Genomic DNA, 19421 nt, shown 5'->3' with positions numbered 1-19421 from the left:
CACCCAGTATCTCTTATTTTGTATTAATCTTCTGTGAGCAATTTCACATTATTTGAAATTTATTCTCGCATTTCTAAAAATTCGCATCCAAGCACCATCTTCAGACCAATCTTCTGGATACCATGAGTTACTCACGGCACGGAATACACGTTCTGGGTGAGGCATCATCGCAGCGATACGACCGTCCACGTTAGAAATTGCTGTAATCCCTAATGCCGAACCATTCGGATTGGATGGATAAGTTTCGGTCACGTTTAAATGGCTGTCGATATATTGTGCCACAATCAAGTTTTGCGATTGAAGTGCGGTTAAATTCTCAGGTGTTTTGAATTCTACGCGTCCTTCACCGTGAGAAACCGCAATCGGCATATGTGAGCCAGCCATGCCTTTAAACCACAATGAGTTGGTGTCGTTGATTTTCACCATCGCGGCACGCGCTTCAAAGCGTTCAGATTTATTACGTACGAAACGTGGCCAATTTTCTGCACCAGGAATGATTTCCGCAAGGGTGGAGATAAATTGACAGCCGTTACATACGCCTAATGAAAGGGTGTTTTCATTAGCGAAGAATTGGCTGAATTGAGCGCGTAATTGTGGGTTAAATAAAATGGATTTCGCCCAGCCACCACCTGCGCCTAATACGTCACCGTAAGAGAAGCCACCACAGGCTACCATTGCGTTGAAGTCGTTTAAGTCGTAACGGCCTGCCATTAAATCGCTCATGTGAACATCAATCGCGGCAAAACCTGCACGGTCAAAAGCGGCTGCCATTTCAACGTGGCTGTTTACGCCTTGTTCACGTAATACTGCCACTTTTGGTTTCACGCCTTTGCTGATGTACGGCGCAGCAATATCTTCATTCACATCATAGGTTAAGTGAGCGGATAAACCTTTGTTGTCTGTTGCTTTTTTCGCTTCAAATTCTTGGTCGGCACATTCCGGGTTGTCGCGTAAGCGTTGCATTTGATGGGTCAATTCCGCCCAAATGCCACGCAATTCAGAGCGTTTTTCATCCAAAATTTTCCTTCCGAATTGATGGATCACAATGCGATCATTGTTGCTAACCTTGCCGATGTCGTAGGTAATTCCCTCTAATCCATGTGTTTTCAACACCGTATAAATAGCGTCAAGTTCCGCCTCTAATACCTGAATCACTGCGCCTAATTCTTCGTTAAATAAAATGGCTAACTCGGAAATTTCTTGCGCATAGTGTTCCGCACCGAGCTCAAGCGCCCATCCTTTTCCGCTATCGAATAACGGAGAAATATCAACATCCACGCCACAGTTACCTGCAAATGCCATTTCTGCAAGTGTGGTAATTAAACCTCCGTCTGAACGGTCGTGGTAAGCCAATAATTTACGCTCTGCCACCAATGCTTGCATTGCATCGAAGAAGTTTTTCAGTTTGGCTACGTTCACCACATCGGCTGGTTTGTCACCTAATTGTTTATACACTTGCGCAAGTGCGGTCGCGCCTAAGCGATTTTTTCTTTCGCCTAAATCAATCAACAATAAACGGCTTGCGCCTTTGTCTGTACGCAATTGAGGTGTGACAGTTTTACGCACATCTTCCACGCGCGCAAAAGAGGAAATCACTAAAGAAAGCGGAGCTGTTACTGATTTTTTCTCGCCATTTTCTTCCCAAGTGGTTTTCATCGACATGGAGTCTTTACCCACTGGAATGGTGATACCTAATGCTGGGCAAAGTTCTTCACCGACTGCTTTCACCGCCTCATATAAGCCTGCGTCTTCACCACCATGACCCGCTGCAGACATCCAGTTTGCAGACAGTTTGATGCGTTTAATATCACCAATATTGGTGCCTGCAATGTTAGTAATGGATTCAGCCACCGCTAAACGTGCTGAAGCACCAAAGTCTAATAACGCTACTGGTGCACGTTCGCCCATAGCCATGGCTTCACCGTGATAGCTGTCTAATGAAGCGGTTGTGATGGCCACATCAGACACCGGAATTTGCCACGGACCGACCATTTGATCACGCGCCACCATACCTGTTACCGAACGGTCGCCAATAGTGATTAAGAAGGTTTTTTCTGCTACCACCGGTAAGCGTAATACACGATGGAAAGCTTCTTTTAATTGAATATTTTCCGTTGCAAGCGGTCGATTTTCGACAGTTTTTGACGAAACCTCGCGTGTCATTTTCGGTGTTTTGCCTAATAATACATTCATTGGCAAATCAATTGGATTATTGTCAAAATGGCTATCGTGCAAGGTTAAATGTTTCTCTTTCGTTGCCTCACCAATGACCGCAAATGGCGCACGCTCACGTTCACAAAGTGCGGTAAATAATTCGAGTTTTTCTGGCGCAACTGCTAAGACATAGCGTTCTTGCGATTCATTACACCAAATTTCCAATGGTGACATACCTTTTTCATCGCAAAGGATTGAGCGTAAATCAAATTTACCGCCACGTTCACCATCGTGCACCAATTCAGGCATCGCGTTGGATAAACCACCCGCCCCCACATCGTGAATAAAGAGAATTGGGTTTTCATCACCTAATTGCCAGCAGCGGTCAATCACCTCTTGGCAGCGGCGTTCCATTTCTGGGTTTTCACGTTGAACGGAAGCAAAATCTAAATCTTCTTTTGATTTACCGCTGTCCATCGAAGAAGCTGCGCCACCGCCTAAGCCGATGTTCATGGCGGGGCCACCTAATACGATCAATTTTGCGCCAACTGGAATTTCGCCTTTTTGAACGTGCTCACCACGAATATTACCAATACCCCCCGCTAACATAATCGGCTTATGATAACCACGCACTTCTTCACCGTTGAAACTGTTAACTTTCTCTTCATAGGTACGGAAATAACCTAATAACGCAGGGCGACCAAATTCATTGTTGAATGCTGCGCCACCTAATGGGCCTTCAATCATAATATCTAAGGCTGAAGCAATACGGTTTGGCTTGGAGAGTGGATTTTCCCAAGGTTGTTCAAAGTTTGGAATGACAAGGTTTGATACAGAGAAACCGGTTAAACCTGCTTTTGGTTTTGCGCCACGACCGGTTGCACCTTCATCACGAATTTCACCGCCTGAACCTGTTGCGGCACCTGGGAATGGCGAAATTGCGGTTGGGTGATTGTGGGTTTCCACTTTCATTAAGATATGTGCATCTTCATTGTGATAGCGATATTGTCCGTCTTGATCCGCAAAGAAACGGCCAACTTTTGAGCCTTCCATCACTGCAGCATTATCTTTATAGGCTGAAAGTACGTAATCAGGGGTTTTCTCAAAGGTATTTTTAATCATCTTAAACAGGGATTTATCCTGTTTTTTGCCGTCGATAATCCAATCCGCATTAAAGATTTTATGGCGGCAGTGCTCAGAGTTGGCTTGCGCGAACATATAAAGTTCAATATCGTGCGGATTGCGTCCTAATTGGGTAAAGTTTTCCACCAAATAATCAATTTCATCTTCTGCCAGTGCCAAGCCTAATTCTACGTTGGCTGTCACTAAGGCTTCACGTCCACCTTTTAAAATATCCACCGTTTTGAACGGTCTCGGATCTTGATGGCGGAATAAGATCTCCGCATCTTGAGGATTGCGCACCACGGTTTCCATCATTCGGTCATGTAAAAGTGCGGTCAATTTTTCAGTTGTTTTTTCATCAAGCGGTTGGCTTAATTCAAAATAATACGCCAAACCACGCTCAATACGCTCTACTTCATTTAAACCGCAGTTATGTGCGATATCCGTCGCTTTAGAAGACCAAGAAGAAATCGTGCCAACGCGTGGAATCACGATAAAAGTTTCGCCTTTGGCCTCATGCTCTGCCAAAGTTGGACCGTAATGTAACAACGCTTTTAATTTTGCTTCCTGCTCGCTAACAAGCGGTCGATTTAATTCCACAAAATGCAAATATTCCGCGTAAACCGATTTTACCGGTAATTGATTTTGTTGGAATTTTTGCATTAAACCTTGAATACGGAATTCAGAAAGGGCGGGTGAGCCACGAAAAGTTTGAAACATACGGGTACCTTTGAGTTGTGTTTGAGATGAAAATCGCGGGCTATTATAAAGGAAAACACGCCAAAACGAAAACGTTTGCGTCAATCATTTTCAAATGATTTTCAGTGGGAGAAAGCATATAATCATCAAGCAATTTAAAAACAATCCGAAAACTAACCGCACTTTGGGGCACCACTATGATCATCAATGACATCAATTTCAACGATCTCTATCAACAACATCTGAAAGCCTGCAATCACTATAATCTTCCACCAACAAAGTGGGATAAAAAAGCACCTAAAATGGCCGAGAATTTAGTGGGTAAACCAAGCCGTTATAACGAAACGTTGCTTAAAGCCATGAATGTGCAACCCAATGAAACGGTGTTAGATATTGGCTGTGGCCCCGGCACGTTTGTGATTCCTTTAGCCCAACAATGCCAAGCCGTGTATGCTCTCGATTACAGCCAAGGGATGTTAGAGATGGTGCAACAGTACAAAGAAAAGTATCAACTGAATAATATTACCCTTCTACATAAATCATGGTCCGATAACTGGGATGATGTGCCTCAAGCGGATGTAATACTCGCCTCTCGCTCGACGCTTGTGGATGATTTGGATGATATGATTGAAAAGCTGCAAAGCAAGGCTAAAAAACGCGTTTTTTTAACCTCAGTGACCCAACGTCATTTTCTCGATGAAGGCGTATTTGAAGCCATTGGTCGTGATGACGTGGGCTTCCCAACTTATATTTATTTAGTCAATCGTCTCTACCAAAAAGGCATTCACGCGAATGTGAGTTTTATTGAAACCGAATCCGGTCATTTCCAAGGCGAAACCTTTGAGGATTTATTAAATTCTGTGGAATTTTCTCTCGGCAATCTCACCGAAAAAGAAAAACAAAGTTTGGCTCAATTCTATCAACAAAAACAAATAAACAATGAACCGATAAAACACGGACAACGCAAATGGGCGTTGATTTGGTGGGAGGTTTAATAAAATATAAGTATTGTAATTTACTTTTAAATTAAAACACTTAACCTTATAAAATTAACTAACTTATAGACAAATTGAATTTCTAATGATACAGTCCAGTCTAATACCTTTGAAGGTATTTTATGGCTACTTTTTCAATAAGGAATATTAGTATGTTTTCTTTAAATCATGTTTTAAAATTTGGCTCAACATTATTGATCGCTTTCGTATTATCTGGTTGTAGTAGCGGTAATGGTAGCAATAATGACAATCACGAAAATACTGCACCGACTAACAATCAAGTAGAACAAAATAGCTCTGGCGCTCCTATTAATAGCAATGAAACCCAACAAACACAAAAAATAGAAACAGGTGCTGCCCTTGTAATATCTGGTAGCAATAATAACTTTTCTGGTCAGCGCATAGCTATAGATAACTATAACACCACTAGTATCAATGTTGATGGTACTAATGTAGTAATTGGATATCCAGGGATTCAATCAGGTAGTTGGTCAAAAATTACCGCAAATGGAAGAAAATTAGAAACATGTTGTGGTAGTTATTCTGACACTCGTTTTGGTATAGCTAATAGTTTAGACGGTAATAGCAATAGTTATTTATTCTATAATGGAAACCCTACATCCGATATGCCGACAAGTGGTCAAGCATCCTATTTAGGTAAGGCTATTATCATTGCCGATATTCCAACACTAAATGGTAAAGATTCCTATGCTGCTAATTCACAATTTAATGTTGACTTTGGTAATAAATCATTTAATGGTTCATTAGATATTAATGATATCCGAGCTATAAATATAGATGGATATATTTCAGGAAATAATTTAAGCGGATATGCGAGCTCCTCTATTAATTACTCGATGCCTACATCACCAGTAGAGGGTAAATTTTATGGTGAACAAGCAAAAGAACTGGCCGGTTTAATACAATCTAAAGATAATAGCTGGAGCGCAGTATTTGGTGCCAAGAAACAATAATTAATAAAAAAACAATAAAGCAAGCTTTCGCTTGCTTTATTTTTATAAAAAAACTAGATAATAATTAATAAATTAAAGAATATCTAATAACTTCAAAAAGTCATCAAACACCCAATCTGGGTTTGATTCAGCAATCGGAATGTTGTAGCGGTATTCGGCATAGTTGGCTTGCGCGAACATATAAAGTTCAATATCGTGCGGATTGCTCCCTAATTGGGTGAAATTTTCCACCAAATAATCAATTTCATCTTCGGCCAGTGCTAAACCTAATTCTACGTTAGCTGTGACCAAGGCTTCACGTCCGCCTTTTAAAATATCCGCGGTTTTAAACGGTTTCGGATCTTGATGACGGAATAAAATTTCCGCATCTTCAGGACGACGCACCACCGTTTCCATCATTCTGTCGTGTAAAAGTGCGGTCAATTTTTCTGTTGTTTTTTCATCAAGCGGTTGGCTTAACTCAAAATAATACGCCAAACCACGCTCAATACGTTCCACTTCACTTAAACCACAGTTATACGCAATGTTCGTCGCTTTAGAAGACCAAGAAGAAATCGTGCCTACACGCGGAATTATGATAAAGGTTTCACCTTTGGCTTCGTGTTCTGCCAAAGTTGGGCCATAATGTAACAACGCTTTTAATTTTGCTTCCTGCTCGCTAACAAGCAGTCGATTTAATTCCACAAAATGCAAACATTCCGCATAAACCGATTTCACCGGCAATTGATTTTGTTGGAATTTTTGCATTAAGCCTTGGATACGGAATTCGGAAAGGGCGGGTTAGCCACGAAAAGTTTGAAACATACGGGTACCTTTGAGTTGTGTTTGAGGTAAAAATCGCGGGCTATTATAAAGGAAAAACACCAAGACGAAAACGTTTGCGTGAGCTGAAAATAAAATCCCCATCTTTAAGAATTTGATGGGGATAAGAAGATTAAAGGGTTATAAAACCATCATATACATGGGTTGCTTCGCCAGTCATATAAAGTGGATGACCAATGCCATCCCATTCAATGATTAATGAACCGCCTGGCAAATCGACTTGAACTCGATTGCTCAATAAACCTTGCATAATTCCAACTGCAACAGCTGCACAAGCGCCACTTCCACAGGCTTGCGTTTCTCCTGCACCACGTTCATAAACTCTAAGTTTAATATAGTCTTTATTGATGATTTGCATAAAACCAGCATTGACACGCTCAGGAAAACGCTCGTGACTTTCTAGCAAAGGACCGAGCTGTTCAACATTTGCTGTTTTAATGTCATCTACTTGTACAATGCAATGAGGATTGCCCATTGAAACGGCACCACATAAGACGGTTTGAATGTCTGTGCGTAGGATGTAATTTTTCTCGAATTTATTTGCGGTAAATGGAATTTTTGCTGGCTCCCAAATAGGTTCGCCCATATTCACACGAATTTGGTTATCGTCTTTTACTGTTAGAACCATATTGCCTTTTTGCGTGCTAACCGCGATGTCTTTTTTGTTAGTTAGCCCTTTTAATGTCACAAAACGAGCAAAACAGCGGGCACCATTTCCACATTGCGAAACTTCACTTCCATCGGCATTGAAAATGCGATAGTGAAAGTCGAGTTCGGGATCATAAGGTGGTTCAACAAGCAAAAGCTGATCAAAACCAATTCCACGGTGGCGATCAGCTAAGCGTTGAATGGTTTCTGACGTGAAAAAAACATTTTGAGTAACACCATCAACCACAACAAAATCGTTGCCTAATCCGTGCATTTTGGAAAACTGCATTTTTCCATCCTTTATTTAAATTCAAGATTGATTGCATTATAGAGAGCGGTAAAAAGAATGGCAAATTCAGAATTTTAAACTAAGAAAAATGCGGTAAAACACAGGAAATTTTTACCGCACTTTATTCGCTAATTTACTCAGATTACATCCAAGCATTATTGCGAATGATTCCTACTGCAATGCCTTCAATCTCAAAGTTTTCTTGCTCTTCAAGATTTACTACGATTGGATCAAATTCTTCATTTTCTGCGTGTAGGTAAATGATAGAACCTTTTTTCTCAAGGCGTTTTACCGTCACTTCATCTTCAATGCGGGCAACGACAATTTGCCCATTACGTACATCCTTGGTGCTATGTACAGCTAACAAATCACCATCTAAGATACCAATGTCTTTCATGGATTGACCATACACTTTGAGTAAGAAATCTGCTTGTGGCTTAAACATATCGGCATCTACGCGATAAGTTGCTTCGATATGTTGTTCTGCAAGAATCGGTTCTCCAGCCGCTACGCGCCCCACGAGCGGTAAACCATCAAATTCTTCATTTGCGCTATTGTCTAAAATGCGGATACCGCGAGATGCACCTGGAATAATTTCGATTGCACCTTTGCGTGAAAGCGCTTTTAAATGTTCTTCTGCCGCATTGGGTGATTTAAAGCCTAATTCTCGAGAGATTTCGGCTCGTGTTGGTGGCATACCTGTTGTTTCTAAATGACGTTTTAATAAATCTAACACTTCTTGTTGGCGTGCTGTTAATGGTCTCATATACACTCCTGTTTTTAAATACAGATAACTGGTATTGTATACAGATTGTGTGAAGTTGCAATAGTTATTTTTTAAATCTGTGTATTAGGTCACATTCTGCCACTAAATTTTTTAAAGCGGTTGAGATCGGATGTGTTAAAATATTTCAAATTTACAACAAAGAGAAAATTTATCATGGCAAATTTTGTAAATATGTATCGTCAATTATTGAGCTTGCCTCTGTCAGTATTAGTGAAAAATAATCCAATTCCAGCCAATCCGATAGAAGAGCTTTTCCTCAATATTCACCAACCTGTTGTTTATGTTTTGCCTTATACCTCTCAAACCGATTTCGTTATTTTCCGTCGAAATTGTTTGACGCTAGGTTTGCCTGATCCTGCTGAGAAAAATGAAATTGATGGTGTGAAGTTGCCTCGTTATGTGTATTTAGATGAGGGGCGCCGCATTTTTAAATCGAAAGGTGCGAAAGATGAAACCACCACGATCTTCAATAAATACCTCGAATTACACCGCACTTCTGAGAGTTTAGATGTGCAACTTATTCCAGTTTCCATTCTTTGGGGTCGTTCTCCTGGGCATGAAGATAAATCTGGCTTGCCTAATTTGCGTTTATTAAATGGTATGCAAAAAACTTTTGCTGCTATTTGGTTTGGACGTGATACTTTTGTACGTTTTTCTCAAGCCGTTTCATTACGTTATATGGTGAATGAGCATGGCTCTGATGAAAAAATTGCGCAAAAGCTGGCTCGAGTGGCAAAAATGCATTTTGCTAAACAGCGCATTTCTGCTACAGGCCCGCGTTTACCGAATCGCCAAGCTATGTTTAATAAATTATTGCAATCAGAAGCGATTCAACGTGCGATTGAAGATGAAGCAAAATCGAAAAATATCAGTATTGAAAAAGCGCAAAAAGAAGCGCATAAGATTTTGGATGAAATCGCTGCAGATGTAAGTCATTCAAGTTTACGAGCCGCTGATCGTTTTTTACGTTGGCTTTGGAATAAACTTTATTCTGGTATTGATGTGCAAAATGCAGATCGCGTACGTAAATTAGCACTTGAAGGTCATGAGATTGTTTATGTGCCTTGTCACCGTAGTCATATCGACTATTTATTGCTTTCTTATGTGCTTTATCATCAAGGGCTTGTTCCGCCGCATATCGCAGCAGGAATTAATTTAAATTTCTGGCCTGTAGGTAGAATGTTCCGTAGTTGGGGCGCATTCTTTATTCGCCGCACTTTTAAAGGAAATAGATTATATTCTGCAATCTTCCGTGAATATTTGTCAGAGTTATTCCATCGTGGTTATTCGGTAGAATATTTTATTGAGGGTGGTCGTTCGCGCACTGGTCGTTTACTTGCGCCAAAAACAGGCATGATGTCGATGACTCTTCAAGCGTTGCAACATAATCAAACTCGTCCAATTTCTGTTGTTCCAGTTTATGTGGGATATGAGCATGTATTGGAAGTGGATACTTACGCAAAAGAATTGCGTGGTGCGGCGAAAGAAAAAGAAAATGCAGGTTTGGTTATTCGAGTAATTAAAAAATTACGCAATCTTGGTCAAGGTTTTGTGAATTTTGGTGAGCCAATTACGCTTTCCAACTATTTGAGCCAACATTTTCCTGATTGGAAAGAGCAAAACCACGAAGAAAAACCACAATGGTTTGCTCCTGCAGTTGATTCTGTATCAAAACAGGTGATGGTAAACATTAATAAAGCCGCAGCAGTGAATGCAATGAATTTAGTTGGGACGGCATTACTGTCTTCTCGTCAGCGTGCACTTTCTCGTGAGCAACTTTTAGAACAACTGGCAAGTTACCAACAATTACTACAAAACGTGCCTTATTCCGCAGATGTTGTATTGCCAACAGCTACGCCTGAAATGATGTTAAACCATGTATTAACGCTTGATCGTGTTGGCGTGTTAGTCGAAAAAGATAACTTTGGGGAAATTGTGCGTTTAGAACGCGCATCAGCCGTGTTGATGACTTACTATCGCAATAATATTCAACACTTATTTGTATTGCCATCTTTAGTTGCAAGTATCATTTTGCATTATGAGGCGATTCAAAAAGATTTATTAGTCGAAGCAGTCGGCAAGATTTATCCGTTCTTAAAAGGCGAGTTATTCTTGCACTTTAGTGAAGAAGAGTTAAAAACTCAAATTCACCAAATTATTGATGAATTTGCGCGCCAACAGGTGATTAACTCTAATGATAATTTCTTATCTATCAATAAATCGAAAGTACGTATTTTACAACTTTGGTCTGCGGGAATGCGTGAAATCTTGCAACGTTATTACATCACAGTGACAATTTTGCAAAAACAACTAGATATTTCACGTGCAGAACTCGAAAAAGAAAGCCAACTTGTCGCGCAACGATTATCTGTACTTCACGGTATTAATGCTCCAGAGTTTTTTGATAAAGCCGTCTTCTCTATGTTCATTGCGAATTTGAAAGAGCAAGGTTATTTTGATGAATCAGGCAATGGCAATCTTGAAAAAATAGAATATTTGGCGTCAACACTTTCTCATTTGATTTCAGCGGAAATTTGTTTGACAGTCAAAGGAACGGTTGAAAAAGCGGAAGAGCACGCTTAAGTTCGGTTTAAATTTTAGGAGCATCAAATGATGCTCCTTTTTTATATTAGCTATATAAAAAAGTGCGGTGAATTTTGACCGCACTTTTGAGCTATTTTCTCAATTTAACTAATTCTACCTGATGGTTTTCACCTTTTTTTAGAATTAAATTTGCTCGATCACGGGTTGGAAGAATGTTTTGGTTGAGATTTAACCCATTAATCTCATCCCAAATTTTACTTGCCGTCGCAATAGCCTCTTCTTTTGATAAACTTGCGTAATGCTTAAAGTAAGAATTAGGATCATTAAATGCACTTTCTCGGAATTTTAAAAAGCGTTTGATGTACCATTCTTTCAATAATTTTTCTTCGGCATCGACATAAATAGAGAAATCAACAAAATCTGACACAAAGGTTTGATTTGTTTTGTTATTGCCTGTTTGAAGCACATTTAATCCTTCTAAAATGAGAATATCGGGTTTATCTACCACATCAAATTCATCGGGAATAATATCGTATGTTAAATGAGAATAGATTGGTGCTGTAACATTGCTTTTACCTGATTTTACATCGGCTAAAAAGCGAATGAGTTTAGGTGTGTCATAAGAAACAGGAAAACCTTTCTTTTGTAAAAGATTATCTTGTTTAAGCTTGTCTAATGGATAAAGAAACCCATCTGTTGTGATGAGATCAACCTTTCTTTCAGTTGGCCAATGAGAAAGCAGAGATTGTAGAATACGTGCAGAAGTGCTTTTCCCAACAGCAACACTGCCAGCAATACTAATTATGTAAGGTGTTTTGGCATTATTTCTGCCTAAAAAGCGATGTAGTACCGTTTGGCGATGTAAATTTTCATCAATGTAATAGTTAATAAGACGAGTTAATGGTAGGTAAATTGTACTTACTTCATCTAATGAAAGGTCTTCATTAAAACCTAAAAGCGGTTTCAGATCCTGTTCTGTCAATTTTAATGGAACGGATTTACGAAGTTCTGCCCATTGTTCACGATTAAAGCTTAAAAAAGGTGTTTGCTGAGTTGAAAATTCCACAATAATTTTATTTGATAGCTAAATAAACGAAGAAAAATATACTCTATAACCGCCATGTTCGCATTTATTTTTCAGTAAATTTAATAAGATTTGGTTAAAAATTCACATTTTTGCTTGTGATTTAAACGAACACGCAAAAAAAATAATTTTTTTAGAAAAAAAACTTGTCACGAAAAGTTTTTTCCATATAATACGCCTCACTTGCTTACGACACGCCGACTTAGCTCAGTAGGTAGAGCAACTGACTTGTAATCAGTAGGTCATCAGTTCGATTCCGATAGTCGGCACCATTCTTTCGTATCAAGTATTCATTTAGCGTGGAGGGGTTCCCGAGCGGCCAAAGGGGGCAGACTGTAAATCTGTTGGCTCAGCCTTCGAAGGTTCGAATCCTTCTCCCTCCACCATCTTTTAGATGAATCCTGATGGGACAGACGAATTTAGGACTTGCGGGCATCGTATAATGGCTATTACCTTAGCCTTCCAAGCTAATGATGCGGGTTCGATTCCCGCTGCCCGCTCCAAACGCTGATATAGCTCAGTTGGTAGAGCGCACCCTTGGTAAGGGTGAGGTCGGCGGTTCAAATCCGCCTATCAGCACCATCCTTCATTTCTCTCTTCCTTCAATTATAGCAAACAATTTTATTGGTTAATGTGGTTTAATTTACCCATCGATAACCGTGTCTATTTAGAGGGACTCTTTAAATGTCTAAAGAAAAATTTGAACGTACAAAACCGCACGTAAACGTGGGTACAATCGGCCACGTTGACCACGGTAAAACAACTTTAACAGCAGCAATCACAACCGTATTATCTAAACACTACGGTGGTGCAGCTCGCGCATTTGACCAAATCGATAACGCGCCAGAAGAAAAAGCGCGTGGTATCACCATCAACACTTCACACGTTGAATACGATACAGCAACTCGTCACTATGCACACGTTGACTGTCCGGGACACGCCGACTATGTTAAAAACATGATTACTGGTGCGGCACAAATGGATGGTGCAATCTTAGTAGTAGCAGCAACTGATGGTCCAATGCCACAAACTCGTGAGCACATCTTATTAGGTCGCCAAGTAGGTGTTCCATACATCATCGTATTCTTAAACAAATGCGACATGGTAGATGACGAAGAGTTATTAGAATTAGTAGAAATGGAAGTTCGTGAACTTCTATCTCAATATGACTTCCCAGGTGACGACACTCCAATCGTACGTGGTTCTGCATTACAAGCATTAAATGGCGTAGCAGAATGGGAAGAAAAAATCCTTGAATTAGCAAACCACTTAGATACTTACATCCCAGAGCCAGAGCGTGCGATTGACCAACCGTTCCTTCTTCCAATTGAAGATGTGTTCTCAATCTCAGGTCGTGGTACAGTAGTAACTGGTCGTGTAGAACGTGGTATTATCCGTACTGGTGATGAAGTAGAAATCGTAGGTATCAAACCAACAGCGAAAACTACTGTAACGGGTGTTGAAATGTTCCGTAAATTACTTGACGAAGGTCGTGCGGGTGAAAACATCGGTGCATTATTACGTGGTACCAAACGTGAAGAAATCGAACGTGGTCAAGTATTAGCGAAACCAGGTTCAATCACGCCACACACTGACTTCGAATCAGAAGTGTACGTATTATCAAAAGAAGAAGGTGGTCGTCATACTCCATTCTTCAAAGGTTACCGTCCACAATTCTATTTCCGTACAACTGACGTGACTGGTACAATCGAGCTACCAGAAGGCGTGGAAATGGTAATGCCAGGCGATAACATCAAGATGACAGTAAGCTTAATCCACCCAATCGCGATGGACCAAGGTTTACGTTTCGCAATCCGTGAAGGTGGTCGTACAGTTGGTGCGGGCGTTGTAGCGAAAATCATCAAATAATTGATGGATTCTTAAATGTCTTAAAGACAGAAAGAAGACAAAAGAAAAGTGCGGGGAAAATTCTCCGCACTTTTTGTTTATTCTATATTTGATACTTCGGTTAAGTATTTATTTGATTTTTATAGCGATAGCTGTGGTGAATGATTTTCAGTGATTCCAACAAGTTCTTCTATTGAAATTAATTTTATCTTACTGCTTTGAGGTAAAAGTGCGGTGAGATTTCTTGCTAAAATATCTTGTTTCAATATCATGCAATTCCCTTTACATTTTGCAAAATAATCAGGATATTTTACTGCCAATAGCACACCATCTTGCCATAATACTACCGCATCTTTTTCTGTAATATATGAAAAATAGTCATCTAGTTCAGTTTTGGGGTAGTCTGACTGGGAAAATGTATAAAGCATAATATTCCTTAGAAAGTAAACAATTTTTCTGCTTGACTAAGATTTTCTATCAATAAAGAGCGGTCAATTTTTTCACAAGATAGGATGAGTTGCTTATCCTCTAGCTTAAATTTCTGTAAAGATTCCGTGCAGATAAAGCGTTGTTCTACATCATATAAATCTAATAATTTAAAGGTTCTAATGAAGTCTTTCTGTTGAATGAGTTCAGGTTGTTGATGATTAATAAGATTTAGTACACCATCATCTATAAAAAATACGCCAATGTCATCTGGCTCACAAAAAGCTGTTGCGGCAAGAATTGCATCTAAGCCTTCTCGTGAAATGGATGTGCCATGTGGAGATGTGCGAAATAAAAAGGCTATCTTCATAGGGTTATTACTCGATCTGCTTTTAAACTTGCTGCCATAAATTCACCAAGGCCTGCAATCGTAAATCCCTCTGCAAGATTGTAGTGATCTGTGGTTGATGTTGTTAAGTTATCAACAACACCTCGTCGTTGAGATGCTGCAACACATAAATGCAAAGGAACATTGTGGGTGATGGAAAACATTTGCCAATGTTTTTGTAAATTAACTTCATCATTAGCTGGATACACTAATGCATTTCCGTTACTCACTCCATCTTGAAAGAAAAAAATCTGTGAGATTTCGTGTCCTTTTTTGATTAAGGCTTCTGCAAATTGATAAGCTAAAAACGCCCCTTGTTTTCCGTAAACAGGGCTTTTGACGGCGATAACATAGCGCATTATTCTTGCTCTTGTTTGATTTGGCGGATGTACAGGTAAACCGTATGTCGGGAAATATCTAAACGTTCTGCGACTAAATTAATCGCATCTTTAATATCAAAAATACCTTTTTCGTAAAGAGAAAGGACGATTTGTCGGTTTTTAGTATTATTGGCAACAGAGCGATCCGCATTGACTTCTTCTATTGTTTTTTCAATAGTCTGCGCAACCAAGTCTTCCACAGAACTCGCAAAGTTCACTGAAGATGTTTCATTTGTATGCTCCATTGGCATAAAGCATTGTAAAAATTGAGATACGGGTACATCTAAATTAATATTGATACAAAGCAAACCAATAATACGCTGAGTTTTATTACGAATGGCAATAGTGACTGATTTCATCAGTACGCTGCCTTTTGCTCGTGTAAAATAAGGCTTTGAAACACTTTCACTTTGCATATTTCGTAGCGAACGTAAGGCAAGATCGGTGATTGGTGAACCAACTTGTCGATTAGTGTTATGTCCGTTAGCAATACAAATAGCAGAATGTTCAATATCTTCTAGAGAATGGAGCACGATTTCACAATGTTCGCCAATCAGTGCGCTGACACCATCAACGACCGCTTTGTAGGAGTTTATGATAGTGCGATCTTCGTCGGTGAAAGGATGTTTTTCGTTTAAAGTCATGGTGTTAGGTTAAAAGTGTGGTAAAAATTCCGCTCGTTTTTATAATAAAAAGCACGCGTTAAAGAACGCGCGCTATTAAACTCATTAATTATTTTGCGGCTTTTGGATTGACGTCTAATACTTCCACATCAAAAATTAATGTTGAATTTGGTGGAATAGATGCGCCAGCACCTTGTTCGCCATAGCCTAATTCAGGAGCAATGACTAATTGAATTTTTCCGCCTTTTTTCACTAATTGAAGACCTTCAGTCCAGCCTTTAATTACTTGATTAAGTTGGAATTCTACAGGTTGACCGCGCTCTACGGAGCTATCAAACACTTTTCCATTTGGTAATTTACCCGTGTAATGTACTTTAACTGTATCTGTTGCTTTGATTGCATCGCCTTTACCTGCGTTTTCAATTTTGTACATTAAACCAGATTGCGTAGTTTTTACATCTTTACCTTTAGCAAATTCAGCACGGAATTTATCACCTTCTTCTTTTGCTTGTTTAGCAATTGATTCTGCTTTTGCTTTTGATGCAGCCATTAATTTTGCTTCAATAGATTCTAAGGTTTTTTGGATTTTTTCATCTTTACGAACATCCACTTTACCTTCTAAGGCATCTTTTAAACCATCTAAAATACGAGCATTATCATATTTGATGACTTCTTTGTGTGAATCTACAAGATCTTTCATTTGACCGCCCATGAGCGTACCTACGGCATAAGATGCCGCTTTCTCATCGAATGCGCTATCTTCTGCAGAAACTTGGCCAGAAATCACCGCACTTACCATTAATGCTGCGATAGATAATTTTTGAATTTTTAACATATGAGTTAATCCTTTATAATGAATGGAATAATACGAGGAATAGATTAAATGTCTTTCTATCTATTCTCAACTTTTTTTTAGAATTTAGAGAAAATTTATGCAAATTCAACAAATGTTAGAAAATCGCATCGAAGAACTTGAAACGAAAATTGCATTTCAGGAACAGTTATTAGATGAATTAAATCACGCTTTAGTTCAACAGCAATTTGATATTGATAAAATGCAAGTCCAATTGCGTTATATGGCAAATAAATTAAAAGATTTTCAACCCTCTAACATTGCAAGCCAATCTGAAGAAATACCACCGCCTCATTATTAATTTTTGCAATAAATTTGTATAAATGAAAAGGGCGCTTAATGCGCCCTTTAAATTACATTCCCAAATAATAATCAGCTAAATACTTGCCTGCTTATGCAAAGTATTTTTCCAAATCGTCGCTACCGCCAATGTGTTTACCACCGATAAACACTTGTGGAACAGTAGTAAGACCTGAAACTGCACGTACGCTCACGATTGTTGCATCGTGACCTAATACGATTTCTTCGAAGCTTAAGCCTTTATCGTGTAAAAGTTGTTTTGCTTTTGCACAGAAAGGACAGCCAGGTTTTGTGAAGATTGAAATAGACTCTTGCACTTGATGTTGTGGCGCAAGGTATTTCAACATAGTGTCAGCATCTGATACTTTGAACGGATCGCCTGGTTCGTTTGGTTCAACAAACATTTTTTCAACTACACCGTTCTTCACAAGCATAGAATAACGCCATGAACGTTTACCGAAACCTAAGTCTTCTTTACCAACTAACATACCCATACCTTCGGTAAATTCACCATTACCATCTGGAATGAAAGTGATGTTTTCAGATTTTTCATCTTCTTTCCATGCGTTCATTACGAAAGTATCATTTACAGATACAACGAGAATATCGTCTACACCGTATTTTTTGAATACTGGCGCTAATTCGTTGTAACGTGGTAAGTGTGATGATGAGCAAGTTGGAGTGAATGCGCCCGGTAATGAGAACACGATCACTGTTTTGTTATCAAATAATTCAGAGGTAGTTACATCAACCCATTTATCACCCTGACGAGTGCGGAATGTCACTTGAGGGACTTTTTTTCCTTCCATACTAGACATTGTTTTTTCTCCTATTGGTTGTTAATTTAAATTTTATGCGCTGTATTATAGGGAAAATTATGATATAGTCATAATCAATTAATTCTATTCTTTTAATTGAATTTTTCTATAGGGAAAATCTCATGAATATCCGTGATCTAGAATATCTTGTTGCCTTATCTGAATATAAACATTTCCGCCGTGCTGCCGATTCTTGTAATGTGAGCCAACCAACATTAAGTGGTCAAATTCGTAAATTAGAAGATGAGCTCGGTATTATCTTGTTAGAGCGCACTAGTCGTAAAGTGTTGTTTACTCAATCTGGAATGCTATTGGTTGATCAGGCTCGCACAGTTCTTCGAGAAGTAAAATTATTGAAAGAAATGGCGAGCAATCAAGGTAAAGAAATGACAGGACCATTACACATCGGTTTAATCCCAACAGTTGGTCCTTATTTGCTCCCTTATATTGTGCCAACGCTAAAAGCGGCATTCCCTGATTTAGAAGTTTTTCTTTATGAAGCGCAAACGCATCAATTATTAGAACAATTGGAAACGGGGCGCTTAGATTGTGCCATCGTTGCCACTGTTCCTGAAACTGAGGCTTTTATTGAAGTACCTATTTTCAACGAGAAAATGTTACTTGCCGTATCTGAGCATCATCCTTGGGCTCAAGAAAGTAAACTTCCAATGAACCAATTAAATGGTCAAGAAATGTTAATGCTTGATGATGGTCATTGTTTGCGTAATCAAGCGTTGGATTATTGCTTCACTGCTGGCGCAAAAGAAAACTCCCATTTCCAAGCGACTAGCCTTGAAACTTTGCGCAATATGGTGGCAGCAAATGCTGGCATAACTTTTATGCCTGAATTGGCGGTACTGAATGAAGGTACGCGCAAAGGTGTGAAATATATTCCTTGTTATTCGCCTGAGCCATCACGCACCATTGCGTTGGTTTATCGTCCTGGTTCACCATTACGTAATCGTTATGAGCGTGTGGCAAGTGCGGTCAGCGATGAAGTTAAATCTATTCTAGGTGGGTTGAAATAATGGCTGGTGTTCGTGCTGTTCAAAAAGAAAAGACTCGTCGCGCTTTAGTGGATGCGGCATTTAATCAACTGAGTGCAGAAAAAAGTTTTTCTAATTTGAGTTTGCGAGAGGTTGCGCGCGAGGCTGGAATTGCGCCTACATCTTTCTATCGTCATTTTAGCGATATGGATGAACTCGGCTTAGAAATGGTGGATGAAGCAGGTTTGATGTTGCGCCAATTAATGCGTCAAGCGCGTAAACGTATTGATGCTGGCGGTAGCGTTATTTCTGTTTCTGTGGATACATTTTTTGAATTCATCACTAACAGTACGAACGTTTTCCGCTTGCTATTACGCGAAAGCTCGGGCACTTCTCAAGCTTTTCGTACTGCGGCAGCACGTGAAATTAAGCATTTTGTTGATGAGTTAGCAGAATATATTTCCTACAAACATCAATATTCGCAATATGTTGCTTATGTTCAAGCGGAAGGTATCGTAACAATCGTATTCACTGCAGGGGCTAATGCTTTAGATATGAGTAAAGCTGAACGTGAGCAACTTAAAGCGCGTGTGATTTTGCAGTTGAGAATGCTTGCAAAAGGCGCTGATTTTGCAGCGAATAAGGAAAGAGGCAAGTAAGATAGTTTATATCTAGCCTATT

Annotated in this window: 17 protein-coding genes, 4 tRNA genes and 1 pseudogene; 11 read left to right on the top strand and 11 right to left on the bottom strand. The window is 39.4% G+C overall.

Annotation, left to right across the window (positions count from 1 at the left end):
* Positions 1 to 48 precede the first annotated feature (48 nt).
* Complete coding sequence (gene purL, locus DV427_RS03260) at positions 49 to 3996, bottom strand: phosphoribosylformylglycinamidine synthase (protein ID WP_162790257.1); 3948 nt, start codon at positions 3994 to 3996, stop codon at positions 49 to 51.
* Positions 3997 to 4172: 176 nt separating this feature from the next.
* Here purL and DV427_RS03255 point away from each other — a divergent pair, with 176 nt between their 5' ends.
* The gene (locus DV427_RS03255; protein WP_114891283.1) at positions 4173 to 4970 is read left to right on the top strand and encodes a class I SAM-dependent methyltransferase; all 798 of its coding nucleotides are present in this window, start codon (positions 4173 to 4175) and stop codon (positions 4968 to 4970) included.
* Positions 4971 to 5122: 152 nt separating this feature from the next.
* Positions 5123 to 5944, top strand: coding sequence for a Slam-dependent surface lipoprotein (locus DV427_RS03250; RefSeq protein ID WP_114891282.1), 822 nt, complete (start codon positions 5123 to 5125; stop codon positions 5942 to 5944).
* A gap of 102 nt (positions 5945 to 6046) precedes the next feature.
* Here DV427_RS03250 and DV427_RS03240 read toward each other — a convergent pair.
* The 3 genes and pseudogenes from DV427_RS03240 to lexA all read right to left on the bottom strand — a co-directional run.
* Positions 6047 to 6691 (bottom strand): annotated as a pseudogene (locus DV427_RS03240) (phosphoribosylformylglycinamidine synthase); the annotation flags it as partial.
* Between the two features lie 187 nt (positions 6692 to 6878).
* Complete coding sequence (gene dapF / locus DV427_RS03235; protein ID WP_114891281.1) at positions 6879 to 7703, bottom strand: diaminopimelate epimerase; 825 nt, start codon at positions 7701 to 7703, stop codon at positions 6879 to 6881.
* A gap of 142 nt (positions 7704 to 7845) precedes the next feature.
* The gene (lexA, locus tag DV427_RS03230; protein ID WP_005632942.1) at positions 7846 to 8469 is read right to left on the bottom strand and encodes a transcriptional repressor LexA; all 624 of its coding nucleotides are present in this window, start codon (positions 8467 to 8469) and stop codon (positions 7846 to 7848) included.
* Between the two features lie 174 nt (positions 8470 to 8643).
* Between lexA and plsB the strand changes: the two genes are divergently transcribed.
* Positions 8644 to 11073, top strand: coding sequence for a glycerol-3-phosphate 1-O-acyltransferase PlsB (gene plsB, locus DV427_RS03225; protein ID WP_114891280.1), 2430 nt, complete (start codon positions 8644 to 8646; stop codon positions 11071 to 11073).
* A 91-nt stretch (positions 11074 to 11164) separates the two neighbouring features.
* Here plsB and coaA read toward each other — a convergent pair whose 3' ends face one another.
* Complete coding sequence (gene coaA, locus DV427_RS03220; protein ID WP_114891279.1) at positions 11165 to 12100, bottom strand: type I pantothenate kinase; 936 nt, start codon at positions 12098 to 12100, stop codon at positions 11165 to 11167.
* A gap of 214 nt (positions 12101 to 12314) precedes the next feature.
* Here coaA and DV427_RS03215 point away from each other — a divergent pair.
* The 5 genes from DV427_RS03215 to tuf all read left to right on the top strand — a co-directional run bounded on the left by DV427_RS03215 (position 12315) and on the right by tuf (position 13987).
* Positions 12315 to 12390, top strand: a tRNA-Thr gene (locus tag DV427_RS03215).
* A gap of 29 nt (positions 12391 to 12419) precedes the next feature.
* Positions 12420 to 12504: transfer RNA gene (locus tag DV427_RS03210), tRNA-Tyr, on the top strand.
* Positions 12505 to 12546: 42 nt separating this feature from the next.
* Positions 12547 to 12621, top strand: a tRNA-Gly gene (locus DV427_RS03205).
* Positions 12622 to 12624: 3 nt separating this feature from the next.
* Positions 12625 to 12700 (top strand) — tRNA-Thr (locus DV427_RS03200).
* A 102-nt stretch (positions 12701 to 12802) separates the two neighbouring features.
* Positions 12803 to 13987, top strand: coding sequence for an elongation factor Tu (tuf, locus tag DV427_RS03195; RefSeq protein ID WP_065265526.1), 1185 nt, complete (start codon positions 12803 to 12805; stop codon positions 13985 to 13987).
* A 119-nt stretch (positions 13988 to 14106) separates the two neighbouring features.
* Here the strand turns inward: tuf and tusB are convergent, their stop codons facing one another.
* The 5 genes from tusB to fkpA form a co-directional block, all read right to left on the bottom strand.
* A complete protein-coding gene (tusB, locus tag DV427_RS03190; protein WP_114891278.1) occupies positions 14107 to 14394 on the bottom strand; it encodes a sulfurtransferase complex subunit TusB in 288 nt (95 codons plus the stop codon).
* Between the two features lie 8 nt (positions 14395 to 14402).
* A complete protein-coding gene (tusC, locus tag DV427_RS03185; RefSeq protein ID WP_114891277.1) occupies positions 14403 to 14762 on the bottom strand; it encodes a sulfurtransferase complex subunit TusC in 360 nt (119 codons plus the stop codon).
* Positions 14759 to 15139: a sulfurtransferase complex subunit TusD gene (tusD, locus tag DV427_RS03180; RefSeq protein ID WP_114891276.1), complete on the bottom strand. Its 381-nt coding sequence runs from the start codon at positions 15137 to 15139 to the stop codon at positions 14759 to 14761. The genes tusC and tusD overlap by 4 nt, the downstream gene beginning before the upstream one ends.
* Positions 15139 to 15804, bottom strand: coding sequence for a helix-turn-helix transcriptional regulator (locus DV427_RS03175; RefSeq protein WP_114891275.1), 666 nt, complete (start codon positions 15802 to 15804; stop codon positions 15139 to 15141). Before DV427_RS03175 ends, tusD begins: the two co-directional genes overlap by 1 nt.
* An 88-nt stretch (positions 15805 to 15892) precedes the next feature.
* Complete coding sequence (gene fkpA, locus DV427_RS03170; protein ID WP_114891274.1) at positions 15893 to 16618, bottom strand: FKBP-type peptidyl-prolyl cis-trans isomerase; 726 nt, start codon at positions 16616 to 16618, stop codon at positions 15893 to 15895.
* A gap of 97 nt (positions 16619 to 16715) precedes the next feature.
* On the opposite strand from fkpA, the gene DV427_RS03165 reads away from it, so the two are divergent.
* The gene (locus tag DV427_RS03165) at positions 16716 to 16937 is read left to right on the top strand and encodes a SlyX family protein (protein ID WP_114891273.1); all 222 of its coding nucleotides are present in this window, start codon (positions 16716 to 16718) and stop codon (positions 16935 to 16937) included.
* 91 nt (positions 16938 to 17028) lie between these two features.
* Here DV427_RS03165 and pgdx read toward each other — a convergent pair whose 3' ends face one another.
* The gene (gene pgdx / locus DV427_RS03160; protein ID WP_114891272.1) at positions 17029 to 17754 is read right to left on the bottom strand and encodes a hybrid peroxiredoxin PGdx; all 726 of its coding nucleotides are present in this window, start codon (positions 17752 to 17754) and stop codon (positions 17029 to 17031) included.
* 122 nt (positions 17755 to 17876) lie between these two features.
* Here pgdx and oxyR point away from each other — a divergent pair, with 122 nt between their 5' ends.
* Positions 17877 to 18782: a DNA-binding transcriptional regulator OxyR gene (gene oxyR, locus DV427_RS03155; RefSeq protein WP_005635648.1), complete on the top strand. Its 906-nt coding sequence runs from the start codon at positions 17877 to 17879 to the stop codon at positions 18780 to 18782.
* Complete coding sequence (gene fabR, locus DV427_RS03150) at positions 18782 to 19399, top strand: HTH-type transcriptional repressor FabR (RefSeq protein WP_005629669.1); 618 nt, start codon at positions 18782 to 18784, stop codon at positions 19397 to 19399. Before oxyR ends, fabR begins: the two co-directional genes overlap by 1 nt.
* The last annotated feature ends 22 nt before the right edge of the window (positions 19400 to 19421 follow it).

Source organism: Haemophilus haemolyticus (assembly GCF_003351405.1).
Classification (GTDB): Bacteria; Pseudomonadota; Gammaproteobacteria; order Enterobacterales; family Pasteurellaceae; genus Haemophilus; species Haemophilus haemolyticus_N.
This window is presented reverse-complemented; position numbering and strand designations above follow the sequence as displayed.